The 18,282-nt window shown below is 43.2% G+C and carries 17 protein-coding genes; 3 read left to right on the top strand and 14 right to left on the bottom strand.

Annotated elements, in window-relative coordinates:
* Positions 1 to 16: 16 nt before the first annotated feature.
* The 13 genes from CB4_RS11165 to CB4_RS11105 form a co-directional block, all read right to left on the bottom strand.
* Positions 17 to 1,918, bottom strand: coding sequence for a polysaccharide biosynthesis protein (locus CB4_RS11165; RefSeq protein ID WP_096465871.1), 1,902 nt, complete (start codon positions 1,916 to 1,918; stop codon positions 17 to 19).
* Between the two features lie 404 nt (positions 1,919 to 2,322).
* Positions 2,323 to 4,317: a GLUG motif-containing protein gene (locus CB4_RS11160; RefSeq protein ID WP_096465870.1), complete on the bottom strand. Its 1,995-nt coding sequence runs from the start codon at positions 4,315 to 4,317 to the stop codon at positions 2,323 to 2,325.
* A gap of 33 nt (positions 4,318 to 4,350) precedes the next feature.
* Positions 4,351 to 6,264, bottom strand: coding sequence for a GLUG motif-containing protein (locus CB4_RS11155; protein WP_096465869.1), 1,914 nt, complete (start codon positions 6,262 to 6,264; stop codon positions 4,351 to 4,353).
* Positions 6,265 to 6,282: 18 nt separating this feature from the next.
* Positions 6,283 to 6,726 carry a type IV pilus modification PilV family protein gene (locus CB4_RS11150; RefSeq protein WP_096465868.1) on the bottom strand — a complete coding sequence of 148 codons (444 nt, stop codon included), beginning with the start codon at positions 6,724 to 6,726 and terminating at the stop codon, positions 6,283 to 6,285.
* A 65-nt stretch (positions 6,727 to 6,791) separates the two neighbouring features.
* A complete protein-coding gene (locus CB4_RS11145) occupies positions 6,792 to 7,277 on the bottom strand; it encodes a type IV pilin protein (RefSeq protein ID WP_096467720.1) in 486 nt (161 codons plus the stop codon).
* A 17-nt stretch (positions 7,278 to 7,294) separates the two neighbouring features.
* Positions 7,295 to 8,509 carry a type II secretion system F family protein gene (locus CB4_RS11140; RefSeq protein ID WP_231956253.1) on the bottom strand — a complete coding sequence of 405 codons (1,215 nt, stop codon included), beginning with the start codon at positions 8,507 to 8,509 and terminating at the stop codon, positions 7,295 to 7,297.
* Positions 8,510 to 8,517: 8 nt separating this feature from the next.
* Positions 8,518 to 9,312 carry a hypothetical protein gene (locus CB4_RS11135; RefSeq protein ID WP_231955972.1) on the bottom strand — a complete coding sequence of 265 codons (795 nt, stop codon included), beginning with the start codon at positions 9,310 to 9,312 and terminating at the stop codon, positions 8,518 to 8,520.
* A 96-nt stretch (positions 9,313 to 9,408) separates the two neighbouring features.
* Entirely contained in the window at positions 9,409 to 10,023 is a 615-nt protein-coding gene (locus CB4_RS11130; RefSeq protein ID WP_096465865.1) for a hypothetical protein, read from the bottom strand.
* Positions 10,020 to 11,060, bottom strand: coding sequence for a pilus assembly protein PilM (gene pilM / locus CB4_RS11125; RefSeq protein WP_096465864.1), 1,041 nt, complete (start codon positions 11,058 to 11,060; stop codon positions 10,020 to 10,022). Before pilM ends, CB4_RS11130 begins: the two co-directional genes overlap by 4 nt.
* 11 nt (positions 11,061 to 11,071) lie before the next feature.
* Positions 11,072 to 12,736: a GspE/PulE family protein gene (locus CB4_RS11120; protein ID WP_172890860.1), complete on the bottom strand. Its 1,665-nt coding sequence runs from the start codon at positions 12,734 to 12,736 to the stop codon at positions 11,072 to 11,074.
* 178 nt (positions 12,737 to 12,914) lie between these two features.
* The gene (locus CB4_RS11115; protein WP_096465862.1) at positions 12,915 to 13,142 is read right to left on the bottom strand and encodes a sulfurtransferase TusA family protein; all 228 of its coding nucleotides are present in this window, start codon (positions 13,140 to 13,142) and stop codon (positions 12,915 to 12,917) included.
* A 25-nt stretch (positions 13,143 to 13,167) separates the two neighbouring features.
* The gene (locus tag CB4_RS11110; RefSeq protein WP_096465861.1) at positions 13,168 to 13,563 is read right to left on the bottom strand and encodes a DsrE/DsrF/DrsH-like family protein; all 396 of its coding nucleotides are present in this window, start codon (positions 13,561 to 13,563) and stop codon (positions 13,168 to 13,170) included.
* 119 nt (positions 13,564 to 13,682) lie between these two features.
* Positions 13,683 to 14,816 carry an MBL fold metallo-hydrolase gene (locus tag CB4_RS11105; RefSeq protein ID WP_096465860.1) on the bottom strand — a complete coding sequence of 378 codons (1,134 nt, stop codon included), beginning with the start codon at positions 14,814 to 14,816 and terminating at the stop codon, positions 13,683 to 13,685.
* Positions 14,817 to 15,084: 268 nt separating this feature from the next.
* On the opposite strand from CB4_RS11105, the gene CB4_RS11100 reads away from it, so the two are divergent.
* The 3 genes from CB4_RS11100 to ilvA all read left to right on the top strand — a co-directional run bounded on the left by CB4_RS11100 (position 15,085) and on the right by ilvA (position 17,698).
* The gene (locus tag CB4_RS11100) at positions 15,085 to 15,384 is read left to right on the top strand and encodes a hypothetical protein (protein ID WP_096465859.1); all 300 of its coding nucleotides are present in this window, start codon (positions 15,085 to 15,087) and stop codon (positions 15,382 to 15,384) included.
* A gap of 118 nt (positions 15,385 to 15,502) precedes the next feature.
* A complete protein-coding gene (locus CB4_RS11095) occupies positions 15,503 to 16,477 on the top strand; it encodes an aromatic acid exporter family protein (protein WP_096465858.1) in 975 nt (324 codons plus the stop codon).
* A gap of 12 nt (positions 16,478 to 16,489) precedes the next feature.
* Complete coding sequence (gene ilvA / locus CB4_RS11090; RefSeq protein ID WP_096465857.1) at positions 16,490 to 17,698, top strand: threonine ammonia-lyase; 1,209 nt, start codon at positions 16,490 to 16,492, stop codon at positions 17,696 to 17,698.
* On the opposite strand, the gene CB4_RS11085 is transcribed toward ilvA, so the two are convergent.
* Complete coding sequence (locus CB4_RS11085) at positions 17,691 to 18,149, bottom strand: hypothetical protein (protein WP_096465856.1); 459 nt, start codon at positions 18,147 to 18,149, stop codon at positions 17,691 to 17,693. The two genes, ilvA and CB4_RS11085, sit on opposite strands and share 8 nt — an antisense overlap.
* Positions 18,150 to 18,282 lie beyond the last annotated feature (133 nt).

Raw genomic sequence — 18,282 nt, 5'->3', positions numbered from 1 at the left:
TGTGTCAGACCATACTTTACTTCACACTATATTCCATACACTTCTTATTAAGAATATCTACACTATTCTGTTGACTTTTCTCTATGTTCCTTCTAAAAGTAGGGACAATCTCCTGTAATACCAAACAAATATCTTCATGATTATGAAGTGCCTTGCTTTTCAGTTTATCTAAATACATTTCAATTTCCTTTTTCGCTATAAGCTCTGGTCTTGCACTAAAAATGCGATTATGATTCGTAGCGTTCAAGCTTTCCCTGGTTGTAAACAATTCCTCGTATAACTTCTCCCCCGGACGAACTCCTGTATATACAACCTGTATTTCTTTATCAGGTTCGAATCCTGATAGACGAATTAAATCCCGGGCAAGTGTGTCAATTTTTACAGGTTCTCCCATATCAAGCACAAAAAGTCCCCTATCTTTGGCAAATGCTCCCGCTTGAATAACCAATTGCACAGCCTCAGGAATTGTCATAAAATAGCGAATCATTTCTGGATGTGTAACCGTAACAGGTCCTCCACCTGAAATTTGCCTTTTAAAAAGTGGAATTACACTCCCTCGGCTTCCTAGCACATTGCCAAAACGGACAACTGAAAAAAGCGTGTTGCTTTCCCTACTTATACTCTGAATAATCATCTCAGCAACCCGCTTGGTAACACCCATGACACTGGTCGGATTCACCGCTTTATCAGAGGAAATCATAACAAAACGTTCCACTCTATATTTGTCCGCTGCATATACAACATTTTTTGTACCAAAAATATTATTTTTGACTGCTTCTATAGGATTCGCTTCCATCAGCGGGACATGTTTATGGGCAGCAGCATGAAATACTACATTCGGCCGAAGCAAATCAAAAACTTCATCTATCCTCTGCTGATCTTGTATATTAGCAATCACAGACTCGACTGATAATTCTGTGTACTTGTTACGAAGCTCATTCTCTATCAAATAAATGCTGTTTTCACCGTGGCCCAAAAGAATTAATTTCATCGGATTAAACATTGCAATTTGCCTGCACAGTTCCGATCCGATTGACCCTCCTGCTCCTGTTACAAGAACAACTTTATCCGAAATATAGTGAGCTATCCCTTTTAAATCAATCTTAACCGGATCACGTCCAAGCAAATCTTCTACGTCTATGTCACGCATAGGTTGAATCACAGTTTTTCCGCTTACTAAATCATATACACTTGGAAGAGTTTTTAACGTACAGGGGACTTGTTTGCAAATTTCGATAATTTGCTTGATTTCAGACCTAGGGGCAGATGGCAATGCAATAATAATAGTGGACACTTCATGCTTTTTTACATTTTCAACAATCGATTCTCGGCCTCCTAATACAGGTAACCCATTCACTTGAAAATTTCGTTTGTTTAGGTCATCATCAATAAATCCTACCGGATAAATATCTTGTGAAAAGGAGTGCTTTAGCTCTTTTGTAATCAATATTCCAGCATCTCCTGCTCCGATAATGAGGGCTCTGTTTCTTCCTGATTTTCGTTTATTCGGCGCAGTATACTTATCTTTCTTCATACGCCAGATAAATCTGGAGCCTCCTATACTAATGATACATCCCATCCAACTAATCAGATAAATCGAACGAGGAATCGAGTAATAAAAAATAATTTCATTCAACAAAATAAATAAAACCGTTCCAAAAGTAATTGCCTTTACGATCGAATATAGTTCACCGACGCTCGCGTAACGCCACAAGCGCTTATATATTTTAAATTGATAAAGAAGAAGATAACTACATAAAACCGCTATGATCACAGCTTTAGGTACTGTATTCCAATAAACAAGCGGAATATCCATCTCGAATCTTAATTGGTAAGCGATAAATACACTACTGCCAATTAGTAACGCGTCAACAATTGTAAGAATGAGCATTCGCTTTTGATATGCTAACCCCCTCATCCTGTACTCCCCCTAAGCTCTCTTTATCCTCTTTTATCCGTTTTATCTATCTATTCCTTAACACAATGACATTTTTACTATTAACATGCTTTTTACTTATAAAACCATAAAACCCAATTAAAACAAAAGCATCTAAACTATGGAATACAGTAGCACAAAAGTCTTATAAAGTAAACCATTCCACGATAAATTAACTATGCCCGTATTTTTAAATATAAAAAGCTCACCAATCTCTTACAGCATTTTCAGTTCATCTTCATCAAATCCGAACCGCATCCGGATGATTTGTCCTTCTTTCGCTGGTAAATGATCGAGTAGCGCTTCGATTTGCGTACGCAAATCGGATCCCATCGTATGACCGACTAGCGAAAGCATCTTGTTTGTCTTCTACAAAGAATTGTAAATTAAGGGTTGAGGGCTGGATAGGAATTCGCTTTAATTGACCAAACATTACCAAAATCCCATAGCGTATATGCTTCATATGGTGCCTGTGTAACAGCCTGTTCCGGAGTAATAGAAGAAGTAGCATAGTTTATGTGCCCTCCTGTCATAGTACTGAGGCAGTACAGGTCAGTCATTGTAACAGAAGAGTTGAGGGCTGCACCTACAATTTTTCCAATATGAGAAGTTCCAGATACGGATGAATTAAGAGCGTAGGAGCGGCGAATAGAGGAGAGCTGTGCTTCACTCGCCCCATCACCTGCATAGCCCAGAAGTCCTCCCACATATGAACGCCCTTCTACTCGTCCTGACGCATACGTATTTTCGATAACGGAGCCTCCCATGTAGTTACCATACTGTGCACCAACGAGTCCGCCTATATAATCGCCTCCCCCACGTACAGTTCCTGAAGCATAAGAATCGTAAATAGAGCTGCCGTATTTTTGGAAGCCTACAAGTCCGCCTGCGTAATGATCCCTAACAGTTACAGCACCAGTCGAATATGAATTGTGAATGAGAGAATTTTCCCCGTATCCAACGAGTCCACCGGCCGTATCAGAAGCAGATACTGAGCCGGACGCGTGTGAATATTGAATAGTGGAATAGCGATTTCCCCCTACTAAGCCGCCGCCTTTGCCTGTTGTAGTGTATACCTCAGTATCAGCGTAACAGTGTGAAACCAATCCGCTTTCATTATTGCCGCCGACGAGTCCGCCAGAAAATTGCGTTCCGGATGTGTAGGAGCCGTTATAGATCACCTCTACTTTTCCGCTTGCATGGGATTGGATGACGGTAGAGGCATGATTCTCTCCGATTAGTCCGCCAGCGTGATCGGCTCCTTTTACACCGACAGATGCATAACACTGATCGGTAAGGGACTTTTCCTTCTGCAAACCAATGAGTCCCCCGAGACCTTTTTCTCCGTTTATATTTATTATACTTGGATCGTATCCAGTTACAGTCGAGTTTCGAACGAGAGAAGCGGAAGCAGCTGTGCCGATCAGCCCGCCGGCATTTTCTTTCGCTATTATATGAACATTCTCTAGCTGTACATTCGTAATGGTGCCACCACTCACATAGCCAAACAATCCTTGATTAGTATGTGTTGGCTGGTTAATCGTGAGGCTATTGATGACAAAAGAGTTTCCATTATAGGAGCCTGTAAATGGAGCTGACTCGGTACCGATCGGAGTCCATTCAGATATGGAGCTAAGATTAATATCATTAATTTGAAAGTACTTTCCGTCTAAGGGCATATCAGAAGAAGTTCCGATTTTTCTTACATCATCTGCGCTGGAGATGCATTTCCAACCTTCTGGAACATCAGAGCAAGTAAAAGAGTGCAAAGTGAGAGCCGTGTTTTTGAGTTCCCAATTTTCTATAGATACCGTATATGTGTCCTGTAACTGTGCTGAGTCCATGCCGTTTTTTTGAAAAGCAAGATTACGCAGGATGACAGAAGCGCGACTGTGATACGATTCTGTATCTGACTGTAGAACAAAAGAAATTTGGATATCCGGATACCGATACAAAAGTCCATCCTGTACGGGACCGAATAACGGTGGGAAAGATGGGACTTCCTGTTGCTCTATTTCTATTACGTTCTGTTTGTGGCCAAGGAAGCTGGTAATCGCATTAACATTCGGCTGTAAAGTGCCTATCAAAAATGTGTCTGAAACAAGCGAAATGGTAGAAGGAAAGAAAGCCGTTCCGGTTTTTGGATCAACCACAAGCTTGATATTTTTACTCTTATTAAGCTGCTTTTTAATCGAATAGGCAATATATTCGGCCGCTGCTTTTCCAGATGCCTCAACTCCAGCCAGTACTTCTGTTCGCTTGGTTCTTAGGTTTTCTCCTGATAGAAAAGGAAGAAGAGAGAGCGAAATAATAGTGACACATATAAGCAATATAAGCGAGAAGGTAATGCTTCCTGCCTGACGGTTTGTATGATCAGGCATGATAAGTGGCCCCCTTTCTGTAATGTAGAATAATTATGGAGTACTAGTATCATCTCGCCCAATAAGCGGGAGAATAGAACTTTTTTTCTCAGAATCAGAATCTTTCACAGAGGATGTAGCATAATTCCAGCCGATGAGAGCCCCGATATTTGCTGTTCCAGTCACGTTTCCCGAAGAAAAGGTGTTGCGTACGATGGAGCTATTTTGATTGCTTCCGACTAATCCGCCTGCTGTATTTTCAGCTTTCACGTCACCTTTTGCTGTCGAACTATCAATGAGACTGTTATTGTTTTGTCCGACTAATCCTCCTATATAGCTAATTCCTGTCGCACTTCCATATGCGTCCGAATTGGAAATAAAGGAGGATTCATTAAGCCCAACGAGTCCACCGATGTTAGAGTTAGATGGGGAAGTTGGCCCCTGGCCGTCTACATTTCCATATGCTTTGCTGGATTCGATACGGGCACCCGATATATTATATCCAACCAACCCACCTGCACCACCTTGATATCCCAGGACACGACCGGAAGCATAGCAGTCCGTAATCTGCGCGCCAAAGCCATCGTTAGTACCGACCAGCCCCCCAATACCTTCTCTTTTGCCTGTAACATTTCCTGTTGCGTAGGAACGGATAATGGATGCAGTGCTATTAAACCCAATTAGTCCTCCTGTATATGAGTTTCCTCCTTGTACAGTACCCGAAGCATAACAATCTTGGATAGTGGAAGAAAGCTGATTATTGCCTATGAATCCACCTGTTTCCAGATCACTTCCATATACATCACAATTTGAGTAGGAATGAGCAATAGACGCGCTTCCAGTATTGAGACCAATAAGTCCTCCTGTTTGACGAACGCCTTTAATGATACCGCTAGATGAAGAATAAGAGACGGTTCCACTTTGATTTTGTCCGATCAGCCCGCCTGCTGCGGTTCCGTATAGGACCCCTTCTTGGCGGACATTATCAATCTGGACAAATGTACTGCATCGTTCGATTTTGGCGCTGTTTCCTGTCTGCAAACCAACCAATCCGCCTGTGTTTTGAAAACCAAATAATCTCCCCTGAACGGTACAGTCTAAAAATGTAGTGTTTATGCTAGAACCAGCCAAAGCACCGACACTGTGCTTTCCTTTAATTAAGACATCATCTAGGTGAAGCTGGCGAATAGCTGCGCCAGCTACGTAACCGAATAAGCTCTGGCCGCTTTCGTCGGGTCGATTAATCCGCAGGCCTATAATACGAAATCCATTTCCTTCATATATACCAGTGAATGGGGTGGTTTCCCTCTGTCCGATTGGAACCCAGCCTTCTCCTGAACGATACGTATTCAGCTCAATGTCTGCAATTTGAAAATATTTCCCATTTAATGGGTAAGCAGGATCGTTTCCGATTTTGGCCAGCTTCTCTGCTGTATCGATGCAAATCATATCAGCAGACGGTTTATTGGCACATGTAACAATTGTGTGCCGCACTTCTGATTTGGCGGTGAACTTTACTGTAAGAAAGGGATCCGATTCCTTTTCTTTTACTTTGAGAGAGATAGAAACAGACGGTTTTCCTTTGTCCGTATTCGGCTTTTCAAAAGCAGCAACTCCATCTGCCTGAGCACGCGCAAGTGGCTGTCCATTATAATAAAGTGTTTCGTTTGCTGTATCCAGATCATAAGTAACCCAGCCCGTCTGGCTGCGGATTTTGAGATAGTGATGCCCGGTTTCCTGATACACATGAATGCTCTCTGCTTTATGGATGTCATCTGTCAGTTTTGAATAAATAGTTTTAGCCAGCCCGCGAAGTTCGGAGCTTTGCAGCGTATACAGGCTGGATTTCATAAGCAGGGTAAAAGACGCCATAACAATAAGCATAAGAACAGAGACAGCAGCCAGCGAAACGACAATTTCTATGAGAGTCATGCCGCTGCTGTTTCGGATGAATTTTTTCTGAATCATGAGATCACCTGTTTGCAATCAGCGCAGCGATGCATACGCGGACCGTGTAATCGTACGTGTACCTTTGCTGCTCGGCCAGGATACGTCTACTTGGAGTAAAATGATCTGGTCTGCCGCTGTTTCCCCGCTCGTATCAAGCCCGTCAGCAGGCGTATCAATGTGGACGGATATGGTATACGGAGTGGGCTGACTCGTATCCATCATCGTCTGACCCCCGCACAAGGAGGTGTAGGTAGCAGCGTCAACAGCTAAGGGATTATTAATGCGGGAGGTATAGTTTTCCTGGCAGCGTGCAATCGTTTTCTCTGCTAGCATAATGGCCTGTTGCCGTTGCTTGTTTGTTTGGTCGAGGTCAAGCGAACTGCTGAAAAGCGTGAAAATAAACATGACGCTGATGGTCACAATCAGGATGGTTACAATGACTTCAAACATGCTGAATCCATGCTCATAGCGCACAGGCATATGGATCACCTCCGGAAAGAAAAGAGTCTTCTTTATAGGAAAGAAGACTGGATAAGTAAGATGTGTTAGTTGCTGATTTCTTTGCCAAGCCCGTTTGATACTTTCTTGAATTTTTTGGTGGTACTATCAATTGATAATGTCAATGTAATATCATCACCACCATTAAGATTTTTGTCTGGTCCGTAGCTGGTCACGGTTATTGCATTTGAAGTAGAATCATAACTGATTTGATATGATGTTCCAAACGGATCTGTTTTCCGTAAAGATGTACTAGCTGCCCATTCAATTTCTGAGTATTTGTTGAGTTCAGCCGGATTAAAAGCTCCCCCCGTAGTAGCCGTGGTTGGGAGTTTTCCATTATCAATTACATATTGTTCACAGGCAAGTGCGGTTTGCACAAAGTCAGTTCGTACTCCCACAATTTTCGCATTGCTGATCTGTTTGGTATAGCTTGTATACAGAAGTACGGATAAGATCGCAATAATAGCCATAACAGTCACAAGCTCAATCAATGTCATTCCTTTTTCCTGATTTCTCTTTATTTCCCACATACTTCATATCAATCCTTTCACATGGAATTCATCATTTTCATCACAGGCATAAAGATCGCAAACGCAATTAACAGGACAAACAAACCAATCGACACAATGACTACGGGTTCTAAAAACGAGGTAATTCGCTTCAGGCTGTTTTTTGTTTCCTGCATATACTGCTCGGCCAGACGATCATAGCTGACTTCGATATTCCCGGTCTTCTCGCCGACCTCGGTAATCTGGACAAGCAGGGAAGGGAACAGCCCGCATGTTTCAATTGCGGATGATAGAGAACTGCCTGTCAATACTTCGGACTCGATTTGTTTTAACGCATCTTTAAGACGGCTGTTTTTTGAAATGGTCGTACACAGCTGCAGTGCCTGGCTGATTAGAACACCGCTGCCGATCAATCTCCCCATCGTCATGCAGTAGCGGGCAGTGTTCACCTTTAAAATCAGGGAGCCAATGAGTGGGACACGCAGCAGGAATCGGTCTGCAGCCATGCGGACAGTCATTTTTTTTCGATAGCTATATGAAAAAACAAGCACAGCGACCAGAAAGACGAGCAGCATGACAGGAAAATACTTCGTAACAAAATCGGATACGGCAAGCAAAAAAACAGTAAGGGCCGGCAGCTCAACGTTAACAGAAGTCAGGATGGAAGCCAGCTGCGGAACCGCGAAGACTAAGAGAAAAATCATGACGAGAAAAGCAAGGCAAGCGGTTATACACGGGTAAAGCAAAGTTGAAAACAGGCTGCTGGTAAATTCTTTTTCGGTTTTGAAAAGGTGATGGCATTCCTGGAATGCCTGCTCAATGAATCCCCCCCTTTCTCCAGCGTGCACCAGCGATATCATCATATGCGGAAAGAAATCAGCATGCATTTGAAGAGATTGAGATAAGGAATTTCCTTTCTCTAGCTCCTTTGTGATGGACTCAAGGCGAAATTTCATAGCTTTGGAATGAATACGCCTTGTAACAGTTCTGATGCTGTCGTACAAATTAATGCCGGTAGATAGCATAAAATAAACTTGCTCCGTAAAAAAAATCAGATCTTTTATTTTCGCCCGGGAGTTCAGAGCAGGACGAATACTCGTAAACAACCTGTCTGGAATATAGATCTGATAAAGAGAAGTAGGGTAGAGTCCCTGCTCTTTTAGAAGATTAAGAAGATGCTGGCGTGATTTCTCCTGAACCCATCCCCGAAGCTCCTGCCCTTCTTCATTACGGGCTCGATAATAAAACAACATCACAATCCCTACTTTCCTTCCAGCTCTTGCGCAAACAATCTTTGAATGTATTGAACTTGAAGCTCGGCCTTGCTGCCAAATGAAAAAAGATCGGCTACTACCTTTCGGGAGCGCTTCATTTCTTTTACCGTTTGCTGGGAAAGAGGAGAGATCTTATCAGCTGGGTAGATGTCCGGGACATTCGGAACAACCTGGAAATTAATAGAAAACGAAAAACGGACCAATTCCCTGGAAGATAGCATCTTCTCCATGAAAATCTGTTGGTTGATTTCACTTTTTATCCCGGGTGAATCAGATGGCATTGGCGCTGGCGTTTCTTCTATACCTTGGAGAAGATGAGTTAATTCCTTGATGTTTGTGTTCTCTATTTTTACTTCAGATGCAGCAGGAGACGATGCCGGGCTATTCGATATGCTCGATTCCTTTTTTTCAATGCGAAAAGAAGATACTGTATAAGGAGTACGGAAGGCATCCAGGTTTTTCGTAAACAGCAAAAGATCTGAATATGTTCCGTAAACGGCGATATCGTAAGCGTTCTGCCCTGGTGCTGATGTTTTAATCCGGAATTTTTCAGTACGTACTTGTAGCAAACGCTCGGATAAATCAAGAAAACGCAAAATGGAAGATGAGTTCGTATGTATGATGCTTTGCTTTTGAACAGCTGATACAGATGCTGTTTTCTGGATTGTTTTTTCTAATTGCAAAAATTTATTTTGGTCCTCACTTTTTTGCTTCCACTGTTTCGAATACCAGTCAATTCGGGTCTGAAGATCTACTTTTTCCGTTTGGTAAAATGTGTACATGTAAAAGCCAGAAAAAAGGAGGACTGTACACAAAACGACAAATAGCAAGGTGAAACGATTTTTCAAAGACATGGCTACTCCCCTGAGTCCTGTAAATTATTTCAGCGTAATATGCAATGTAAAAAAAAGTTTTGGCTGACCATATAGCTTATACTCATAAGAGTCCTGCATCCAGACTTTCTGAACATATGATAGCTGTTCAACAGAATGAGTAAACTCACTTAAAGACTGAAGAGATTCTGTCTGGCCTTTGATTTGTACGAGTGTTTCTGAAGAAACAGGCGCTGCCGGAGCTGGCACTAAAGCTGAAGGAATGTTAGGTGCAGACTGATTTTTTTTGGTGGAATCTTTTGCTTTTTCTTCGGGCCCTGGGATGGTTTCGATCCCTGACAGAGAAATCGTCTCCGGTTTATAGAGAGCAATATCACGAAGCAGAAAAAAGGTTTGGTTGTCTGCCAAAGTAATGGATGCCTGGTTATTTATTTTCTCCTGATAGTCATGCTCTGCCTGAACCAGTTTTTTATCCACACCATTCAAGGAATGTGTGCGGGCTGCCCATTCCTGTTCAGTTTTGGTCAAATCATGGAGCTCGATCCAGGCATAACCGTATACAAAAGCACAGCAGGTAAGCAGTATACTTCCCGCAATAATTAGTTTTCTTTTAAGGGGATGCTTTTTCTCTATATGCGGGAGAAGATTTAGCTTTTTCAATACGGAAATACCTCTCTTATCGATAGTCCCAAGGCCAGCGCGAACTGGGGCGCGAGCGGTTCTGAACTTTCATTGCTTAGCTGATAACTTTGAAGAGTAGCCTGTTCCGATACGATCAAGGGATGTACAGTAATGCCAAGCAAACCAAGAAGGGACGTGCGTATCGCAGTACAGCTTCCGAATCTTCCGGATACGAGGATATCAGAGACATTTCTTCTGGTGCGAATTGTAAAAAAATCAATCGCTCGATTTAGTTCTCGGACGAGCTCAGACATTCCCTGACGTATCGCAAAATCCGCATGATGTAGTTCATCCAGCTCTTTCGGCCATTGCATCTCTGTTACAGAGAGATTTTCCTCCTCTTTTATGTAATGGAAAAAACCACTCTCATGAAAAGGGATCTTTTTAAAATAAATAGGAGTTTCTCCGTTTAAAAGAATGAGAATCGTACCACTCATCGATACGTGCAGGCATAACAGGCATGAACCAATCGAACGAGCAGGTGGGATATTTTGCTTGAATAATACAATGGTGCGCAGAAAAGCTAGGAAATCAATCTCGATGGCACGGACGGATAATCCGGCACTTGTAATCTCTTTATAGTAGTGGACAGCTTCCTCATTAGAAACTGTGACGAACATAACGACAGTTTTTTCTTTCCCTTCAGCATCTGCTGTATCCCCAAGAATGCAGTAATCCTGAATCGTATTCTCAAAAGCTTTCTCACCTGTCATCTGTTCAATATCGAGGGAAATGGCAGCAATCAGATCTTTTTCTGGCATTTTTGGATAGAGCTCAAGCTTTACATAGCGGTCAGTAAACGGAAGAGAGAGGATGGCTTCATTTGACTGGATACCGTGTTCAAATATTATATCCTTCAAAATCTCTGAGAGCGGGCGCTGGGCTGTGAGTTTTTCTTCAACGAGTGTGGATATCGTCAAGCGATCAGACTGAAGCAGCATTTCAGCTACTGTAACCCGTTCATGGTCAATATCAAGACCAAGATATTTTTGTGTACGTGGCTTGAAAAATTTCATAGTGGTGCTCCTTATCCAGTCACTCTCATGATTTCTTCAAGTGAGGTGATACCGAGCCGTGCTTTACGTAGCCCGTCTTCGTCCATAAATGCCATGCCGTTTTTTCGGCACAGCTCCTGTAGCTCAACAGTAGAGGGTTTTCTGAGAATCATTTCCTTCATTGTATCATCGAGTACCATAAGCTCCTGAATTGGAGTTCGGCCTTTATAGCCAGAATGGTTGCAGTATGTACAGCCCTCTCCCTTATAAAAGGTCATCTCATCATTTTCTTCTGTCAGATTGAAATAAGTCGCCTCTACGGAATGTGGAGATAGCTTGTATGTTGTCTGACAGCGAGGACATATCTTACGTGCCAGCCGCTGACTTAAAACAGCAATAATAGAGGAAGAAAGCAAAAAAGGCTCAATGCCCATGTTAATCAACCTGCTGATGCTGCTTACGGAATCGTTTGTATGAAGTGTTGCAAAAACAAGATGTCCGGTATTAGACGCTTTGATCGCAATCTCAGCAGTCTCTAAATCACGAATTTCTCCGATAAGAATAATGTCAGGATCCTGCCGGAGAATAGAGCGCAGGCCATCAGCAAATGTGAGTCCTGCTTTTGGATTAATTTGAACCTGTGTAATACCACTTAGAACGTATTCAACTGGATCTTCAATCGTAATGATATTTTTAAACACCTGGTTCATTTCGTGAATTGTTGTATACAGTGTAGACGTTTTTCCGCTTCCGGTAGGACCGGTAATCAGGACGATTCCAGAAGATTTACGCATTATGTTCCGATATGTATTGAGCATAGTAGGGGAAAATCCGATCTCGGCAATACTTGTTATAAGACTGTCTCGATTTAAAATACGAACTGTAATATTTTCGCCAAAAATAGATGGTAGAGAAGAAACTCGAACATCTATTTTTTTGCTTTTAATAGAAAGCTTGATCTTCCCATCCTGAGGAATACGGCGTTCTGTAATATCCATACCGGCCATTAGTTTAATTCGGGATGATAAGGTTGCATGATAGGCAGTAGGAAATTCCATTATAGGATACAGAATTCCGTCAATTCGGAACCGGATTCTCAGGACGTGTTCATCCGGATTAAAGTGGATATCAGAAGCTCCTTTATCAACAGCACGATAAAAAAGATCGTTAATAATCTTGATAACCGGAGACTCCTCTTCTGCCGTGTACTCTACAGAATAATAGTCTGCTACATACGCATCAGGACTCGGAGTCTGGGCTGCATTGCGTGAACGGTCATAATCAGCAACTACACTGTTAAAATTACTCTCCGAAATTAAAAAGTATCTCGGTTTGGTACCAATGATAAATTCGATCTCATCTATTGTTTCTAGATCAAGAGGGTCTACCAGAGCAATGGAGGTATTACCCGCCCCGTCCTTGAACGGAACAAATTGGCTGGATTGAATAAAATGATAGGGTATCTCCTCCATAAGTACCTCATCAAGAGAATGAATGCTTACCTTAGCCAGAGGAATATTCAACTGCCGAGACAGGACATCCATTTGTTCCTGTTCACTAATGATGCCAAGTTCTAAAAATGCCTTTCCCAGACGTATATTGTGCTGTCTCTGATACTCAATGGCCGATTGGAGCTGCTGCAGAGTAATAATCCCTTCTTCGAGCAGCATATCTCCAAGTTTCTTCTTGGCTATCAAGCTCTCACATCCTCCAAATAGCATATATTATAAATACATCCAAAAGTATACAACATAAATAGAAAGTTTCAAATAAGTTTGATATCAATTTGCTTAATTATAGTACAAAAGTATCATAAAAACAAAAGAACACCATCCTTTCTATAAGATAAGTAGACGGATGGTATTCTTTATGAATCTAGACTTTTTTTACAAAAAAGCGGTATACCCCGTTCTCTTCTTCCGTGCCGAGCATCTCATGGTTAGTCTGTTTCACCCATCCCTGAAAGTCATTAACCGATCCTTTATCGGTTGTCTCAAGCTCCATCACCTGGCCACTTTCCAGCGCATCTATCGCTTTTTTTGCCCGTACAATTGGCATCGGGCAGGAAAGACCTTTTGCATCTACTTTAACATCTGCATTCATCGTTTATCTCCTCCTCTACTGTCGTTTAGAATGTCAGGGATACATCTGCATCGTAGGCAAAATCAAGGAACGTTACCGCACCGCCTACCTCAACACCCTCTACAAAATCTTCTTTTTTCAAGTTCATTACATCCATTGTCATCTGACAGGCAATAAACTTCACGCCCATCTCCTGTGCCATACTCACAAGTTCCGGGATACCTGGGACGTTCGCCTGCTTGAATCCTTCCGCAAAATGCTCTTTGCCTGCTGGCATCGGAAGCTGCTGGTGACCTTGCTTGTGAATCAAATTCAACCCTTCGAATGTGAAGAAGATTGCCACTTCTGCGTCCGTTGCTGCGGATGCGGTTGCGATGTTAAATACTTTGTATGCGTCAAACATACCTCCGTTACTTGCGATAATAGCTACACGTTTTGCCATTTTGCATCTCACCTTTCTTCATCTCATATGATACCTACCTCACCAGGTATATACTCTTATAGGTATGTTGTTGCGCACTGTAATCTGCCTGTCAATGGTGTTTACTGGTGTATGTTAGCTTACGAATGATGAATCGCGCAGCGGTTTGGACCAATCTCAAGTTCCGTTGCTACATCAAGCGGGACCTGTACATCACCACGGTTAATCTTAAGGATTTCGTCATAGTTTGGTGGTGTCGCACCAGATGTACCTGCAACCATCTCGGTAAACAGCTCACGATCTTTTGTGCGCATTACCTGATTCTTCTCTCGAATCTCCCCGAGCTTCGCACCGACAATGCCCTGCTCATTCACTTCACGGAGATCCGTATAGTGTGTCGGAAGCACAAGGGTGTCATCGTTCATATTCTCAATATGGGTAAATACAGTATCATACAGGGATTGCGCCCATTCACGTGCCTTCCCACCCAGGTCCGGGCGCCCAAGTCCACCGACAAAAATGGTATCACCTGATAAGAGATAGCGATCCTGCACGAGGAACGATACACTCCCAGGGGTATGACCAGGTGTTGGAATGGCCATTACTTTTACGTCAACATCTCCAATCTGAAATGTCTGTTTGTCTTCCAGTGCATGATATGGGATGATGTCTGATCCTTGCATTTCACTGCGAGAAATATGATAGCTCGCTCCTGTTTGCTTCGCCAATTCCGGTGCGCCTGAGATATGGTCTGCATGCAAGTGTGTATCCATAATATGTGTGATTTGGACCCGCTCCTCCTTAGCTAGCTTCAAATACTCTTCGTAGTGACGACCCGGATCGACAACCATCGCTTTTCCATTCGACATAACCATGTACGACAGGCAGCCTTTTGCAAGTCTGTTGACCTGGATAATCTTCATCTTTGGTTCATCTACTACCGTAACCGTGTGGTAAAACTGACTCCACTCAAGCATACCTTCCTCGAGATAGCTGGTCGTATATCCGCGCTTATCCACCATCTCGGCTACCATTTTGGCGCTTCCACCTTTGGCACATACGATCACAATCTCTGTATCTTTCGGAAGCGGATTATACATATCTTCATTGTCATCCAAAAAATCGAAATACGGAATGTTAACATCTACTAGATTCCGATGTTCAATCTTCCAATCATTGTAATCATCCGGATTACGTACATCTAGAATAAATACTGACTTCCCACTATTCATTTTGTCGTGAAGCTCTTTTGCGCTCATCGCTGATACTGTCATGATTGATTCCTCCTCTCTTCATACCCCTTAAGGTATATACCCTTGTAGGTATAATACATCGGATGCTTTGATTCGTCAACAGTCCATAAAAATAAAAAAAAGCGTCAAGCCAGATGAGGTACGAAGACGTCCTCTGACTTGACGCTGCTTTTTATAGGATTAGTCACGATGTATATTGTTTATACAACCCATTTTCGCACTTACAAAATTCCTTCTAGAACCATTTATACCCTTTGTTTACACTATTATGTATAGGAGGGATTTATTTATGAAATATGATATCCATCAGACTGTAAAAATTGTCGATTTCAACAACGAATTGCTGAGCGAAACGGATTTTTACCATGGAGAATTTGATCTTCCTGTTGTAACACCATCTTGTGTCATTACAACGCATGCCCTCGGCTTAAAAGAATTCACCGTCGTATACGATCTAAGACAGAATGAAAAGGTGCAGTTCCGAGTAATCGAGGTCAGCATGGATTTAACACAACCGGATCGTCCGGCTTCTGTCTATTTAGAAGCAGTCACACTCATCATCGGCCAGCATGATGTCGGCCAAGTATGATAAAAATAAAGATAGACCTTTTTTCTCACTCTAAAATGTAGTACTGTATCAGGAACAACTTTGTAAAAAGGAGGCTTGACCTCCTTTTTTTGCGTACACATGCACAAGGAGGACTCCTATGAAAATTGGCTATCGCACAATTAAAACCGCAATTGGAACATCCCTTTCCATTTTTCTCGCCCAATGGCTCGGTCTGCAATTCGCGGCTTCAGCCGGCATTCTAACCATCCTGAGCGTGCAGGTGACCAAAAAACGCTCGATCAAAAATGCATTTGCCCGCTTTTTTTCCTGCGTACTCGGACTGCTACTCGGTTTGGTGCTGTTTTCTTTTCTCGGCTATCATCCGGTTACCATTTTTATTCTGTTGCTATGCCTCGTGCCGCTACTAGTCCGGCTACGCATTCAAGAGGGGTTCGTAACTTCCTGCGTTATTTTGTTTCATCTATACACCACACAAAAAGTCTCGGTTGCCTTTTTCACAAATGAGCTAGCCATTATGAGCATTGGGCTTGGCATCGGGCTTCTGATGAATATTTACATGCCTAGCATGGAAATCGAGCTGAAAAAATATCAGCAAAAAGTAGAAGCTAACTTTCGGGTGATTATGAAGGAACTTGTCGTTTATTTACGCAATCACGAAAGTTCATGGGATGGACATGAGCTGCTCGAAACACCGGAGCTCATAAACGCTGCAAAAAGCCTGGCCATTCAAAATGTCGAAAATCATCTATTCCGTAAGCAGGACCATTACTATCATTACTTTCACATGCGAGAACAACAGTTTCACCTGCTGGAGCGAATGGTTCCCCTTATCTCCACGCTTCTATATTCTGTATCACAGGGCGAAAAAATCGCAGACTTCCTAGATGACTTAAGCGACCATATTCACTCAGGTAATACCGCCTATGTATTCCTTGATCAGATCTGGCAGTTGAAGCGGGATTTCGAACAGACAGAGCTACCAAAAAGTCGGGAAGAATTTGAAATTCGAGCCAACCTGTTTTATTTTCTACAGGAAATGGAGCGCTATTTGTTAATTAAAGATGAATATATCGTGTCTGATTCTAAAACACAGGGGAAATCTATACCATAAAGGAGGAATTGTATGGTTACGATTGAAAGCATTCGGGCGGCTAGGGCCCAACTTGCCGGGATTGTCCGCTGCACACCGCTTGATTATTCCACTACGTTTAGCCGTATCTCAGGCAATGAACTGTATCTGAAGCTTGAAAATCTGCAAAAAACCGGCTCCTTCAAAGTGCGGGGGGCCTACAATAAAATCGCCTCTCTTACACCTGAAGAAAAAGCGCACGGGGTGGTGGCTGCTTCCGCCGGCAATCATGCACAAGGAGTGGCCTTCAGTAGCGCACAGGCAGGCATTGAATGTACGATCGTGATGCCAGAAGGAGCGCCACTTAGCAAGGCACAGGCAACGGAATCATACGGCGCAAAAGTCATTCGGCATGGCCAGTCATTCGATGAAGCGCTGGCGCATGCCTATGTAGTACAGCAGGAAACCGGGGCTACTTTTCTCCATCCGTTTGACGATGAGCGCATCATGGAAGGTCAGGGCACCATCGGCCTTGAAATTCTCGAACAACTGCCCGATGTAGATGCCATTTTCTGTCCGATTGGCGGCGGTGGGCTAATTGCTGGTATGGCAGCTGCCGTAAAAGCCATCCGGCCAGATGTAAAAATATACGGCGTCCAGGCAGCTGCCTGCGCGGGCATGCATGCCTCACGAAGTGCAGGTGTCGTAACACCCGTGACAAGTACCGGGACAATTGCAGACGGCATCGCAGTTAAAAAGCCAGGAACGCTCACCTTTGCTCTCGTACAGCAGTATGTCGATGATATTTTTCTCGTAGAAGATATTGAAATTTCCCGCACGATGCTGTATCTGCTTGAACGGAGTAAACTGCTTGTTGAAGGTTCGGGAGCGTCTGCTCTTGCTCCTCTCCTCTATAAACGCGTTCCGTTTACCGGCAAAAAAATCGCTGTGATTTTAAGCGGCGGCAATGTGGATATAACCTTCATGTCGCGCATTATTGAACACGGTCTCATCGAATCAGGCCGCTACGTTCGCTTCTTCACGACGATTCAGGATAAACCGGGCTATCTCAATCGACTGCTCAGCATTCTCGCTGAGGAACGTGCCAATGTGATCGCAATCAACCATAATCGAATCAGCCCACGTATTGTACCCGGACAGGCGGAAGTAGAGCTGTCGCTTGAAACAAATAATCAAGCACATATTACCCGCATCGAGCAGCGGCTCGCACGAGAAGGCTATCAGGTTAGTCCATTTATCTAAGGGGAGTGGCATCACGCCGCTCCTTTTTGTATGTATCCGTCACGACGATATAAGCTGGCTGCAGCGACTGGGGCAGACGTGTTTTGGCAAAGCCTTGCACGGCGTTGTATACCGCCTGTACGTCTTCACGTGAAGCGGAATCAAGCATCATGACTTTAATGGTGACAGACTTCTCATGAATTTCAGCACGATATTCCTGAATCTCTTCAAACCATGCCGCCCGCATGCGTGGCATCCCGAAATTCGATAGCATATACGTACGCAATGTCGCTTCAATCTCCATCTGTGGACCGCGTACGAGCTGATCTGATTCAATCAGGAAGCTGCCGCTTGGCGTTCCTACGTGTATCGTATTCTCGACCGGTTTACCATACATAAAAAGCCCCACAACCAGCCCAATAAAGACTGATAGAAGCACCCCGTTTGTGTGAATAGGCAATGTCCATCTCATGGTGTCGTTCCCCTTTTCTTTCTATCGTATCACGCACAGAATTTTCAGACAACTATTCTGATAATACTTCCCCTCCTTGCTTATCAAAAGGATAGTTGGGTAGTATAGAAAGTGTATCCATACAAAGGGGGAA

Origin of the sequence: Aneurinibacillus soli (genome assembly GCF_002355375.1) — a bacterium.
Classification (GTDB): domain Bacteria; phylum Bacillota; class Bacilli; order Aneurinibacillales; family Aneurinibacillaceae; genus Aneurinibacillus; species Aneurinibacillus soli.
The sequence above is the reverse complement of the archived record's forward strand: the minus strand, read 5'-3'. Positions and strand labels throughout refer to the sequence as shown.

Excerpts from the sequence above, each read along its gene's own strand:
- CB4_RS11165 (WP_096465871.1), bottom strand. The coding sequence starts at position 1,918 with ATGAGGGGGTTAGCATATCAAAAGCGAATGCTCATTCTTACAATTGTT.
- CB4_RS11160 (WP_096465870.1), bottom strand. The coding sequence starts at position 4,317 with ATGCCTGATCATACAAACCGTCAGGCAGGAAGCATTACCTTCTCGCTT.
- CB4_RS11155 (WP_096465869.1), bottom strand. The coding sequence starts at position 6,264 with ATGATTCAGAAAAAATTCATCCGAAACAGCAGCGGCATGACTCTCATA.
- CB4_RS11150 (WP_096465868.1), bottom strand. The coding sequence starts at position 6,726 with ATGCCTGTGCGCTATGAGCATGGATTCAGCATGTTTGAAGTCATTGTA.
- CB4_RS11145 (WP_096467720.1), bottom strand. The coding sequence starts at position 7,277 with ATGTGGGAAATAAAGAGAAATCAGGAAAAAGGAATGACATTGATTGAG.
- CB4_RS11140 (WP_231956253.1), bottom strand. The coding sequence starts at position 8,509 with ATGTTGTTTTATTATCGAGCCCGTAATGAAGAAGGGCAGGAGCTTCGG.
- CB4_RS11135 (WP_231955972.1), bottom strand. The coding sequence starts at position 9,312 with ATGTACACATTTTACCAAACGGAAAAAGTAGATCTTCAGACCCGAATT.
- pilM (WP_096465864.1), bottom strand. The coding sequence starts at position 11,060 with ATGAAATTTTTCAAGCCACGTACACAAAAATATCTTGGTCTTGATATT.
- CB4_RS11115 (WP_096465862.1), bottom strand. The coding sequence starts at position 13,142 with ATGAATGCAGATGTTAAAGTAGATGCAAAAGGTCTTTCCTGCCCGATG.
- CB4_RS11110 (WP_096465861.1), bottom strand. The coding sequence starts at position 13,563 with ATGGCAAAACGTGTAGCTATTATCGCAAGTAACGGAGGTATGTTTGAC.
- CB4_RS11105 (WP_096465860.1), bottom strand. The coding sequence starts at position 14,816 with ATGACAGTATCAGCGATGAGCGCAAAAGAGCTTCACGACAAAATGAAT.
- CB4_RS11100 (WP_096465859.1), top strand. The coding sequence starts at position 15,085 with ATGAAATATGATATCCATCAGACTGTAAAAATTGTCGATTTCAACAAC.
- CB4_RS11095 (WP_096465858.1), top strand. The coding sequence starts at position 15,503 with ATGAAAATTGGCTATCGCACAATTAAAACCGCAATTGGAACATCCCTT.
- ilvA (WP_096465857.1), top strand. The coding sequence starts at position 16,490 with ATGGTTACGATTGAAAGCATTCGGGCGGCTAGGGCCCAACTTGCCGGG.
- CB4_RS11085 (WP_096465856.1), bottom strand. The coding sequence starts at position 18,149 with ATGAGATGGACATTGCCTATTCACACAAACGGGGTGCTTCTATCAGTC.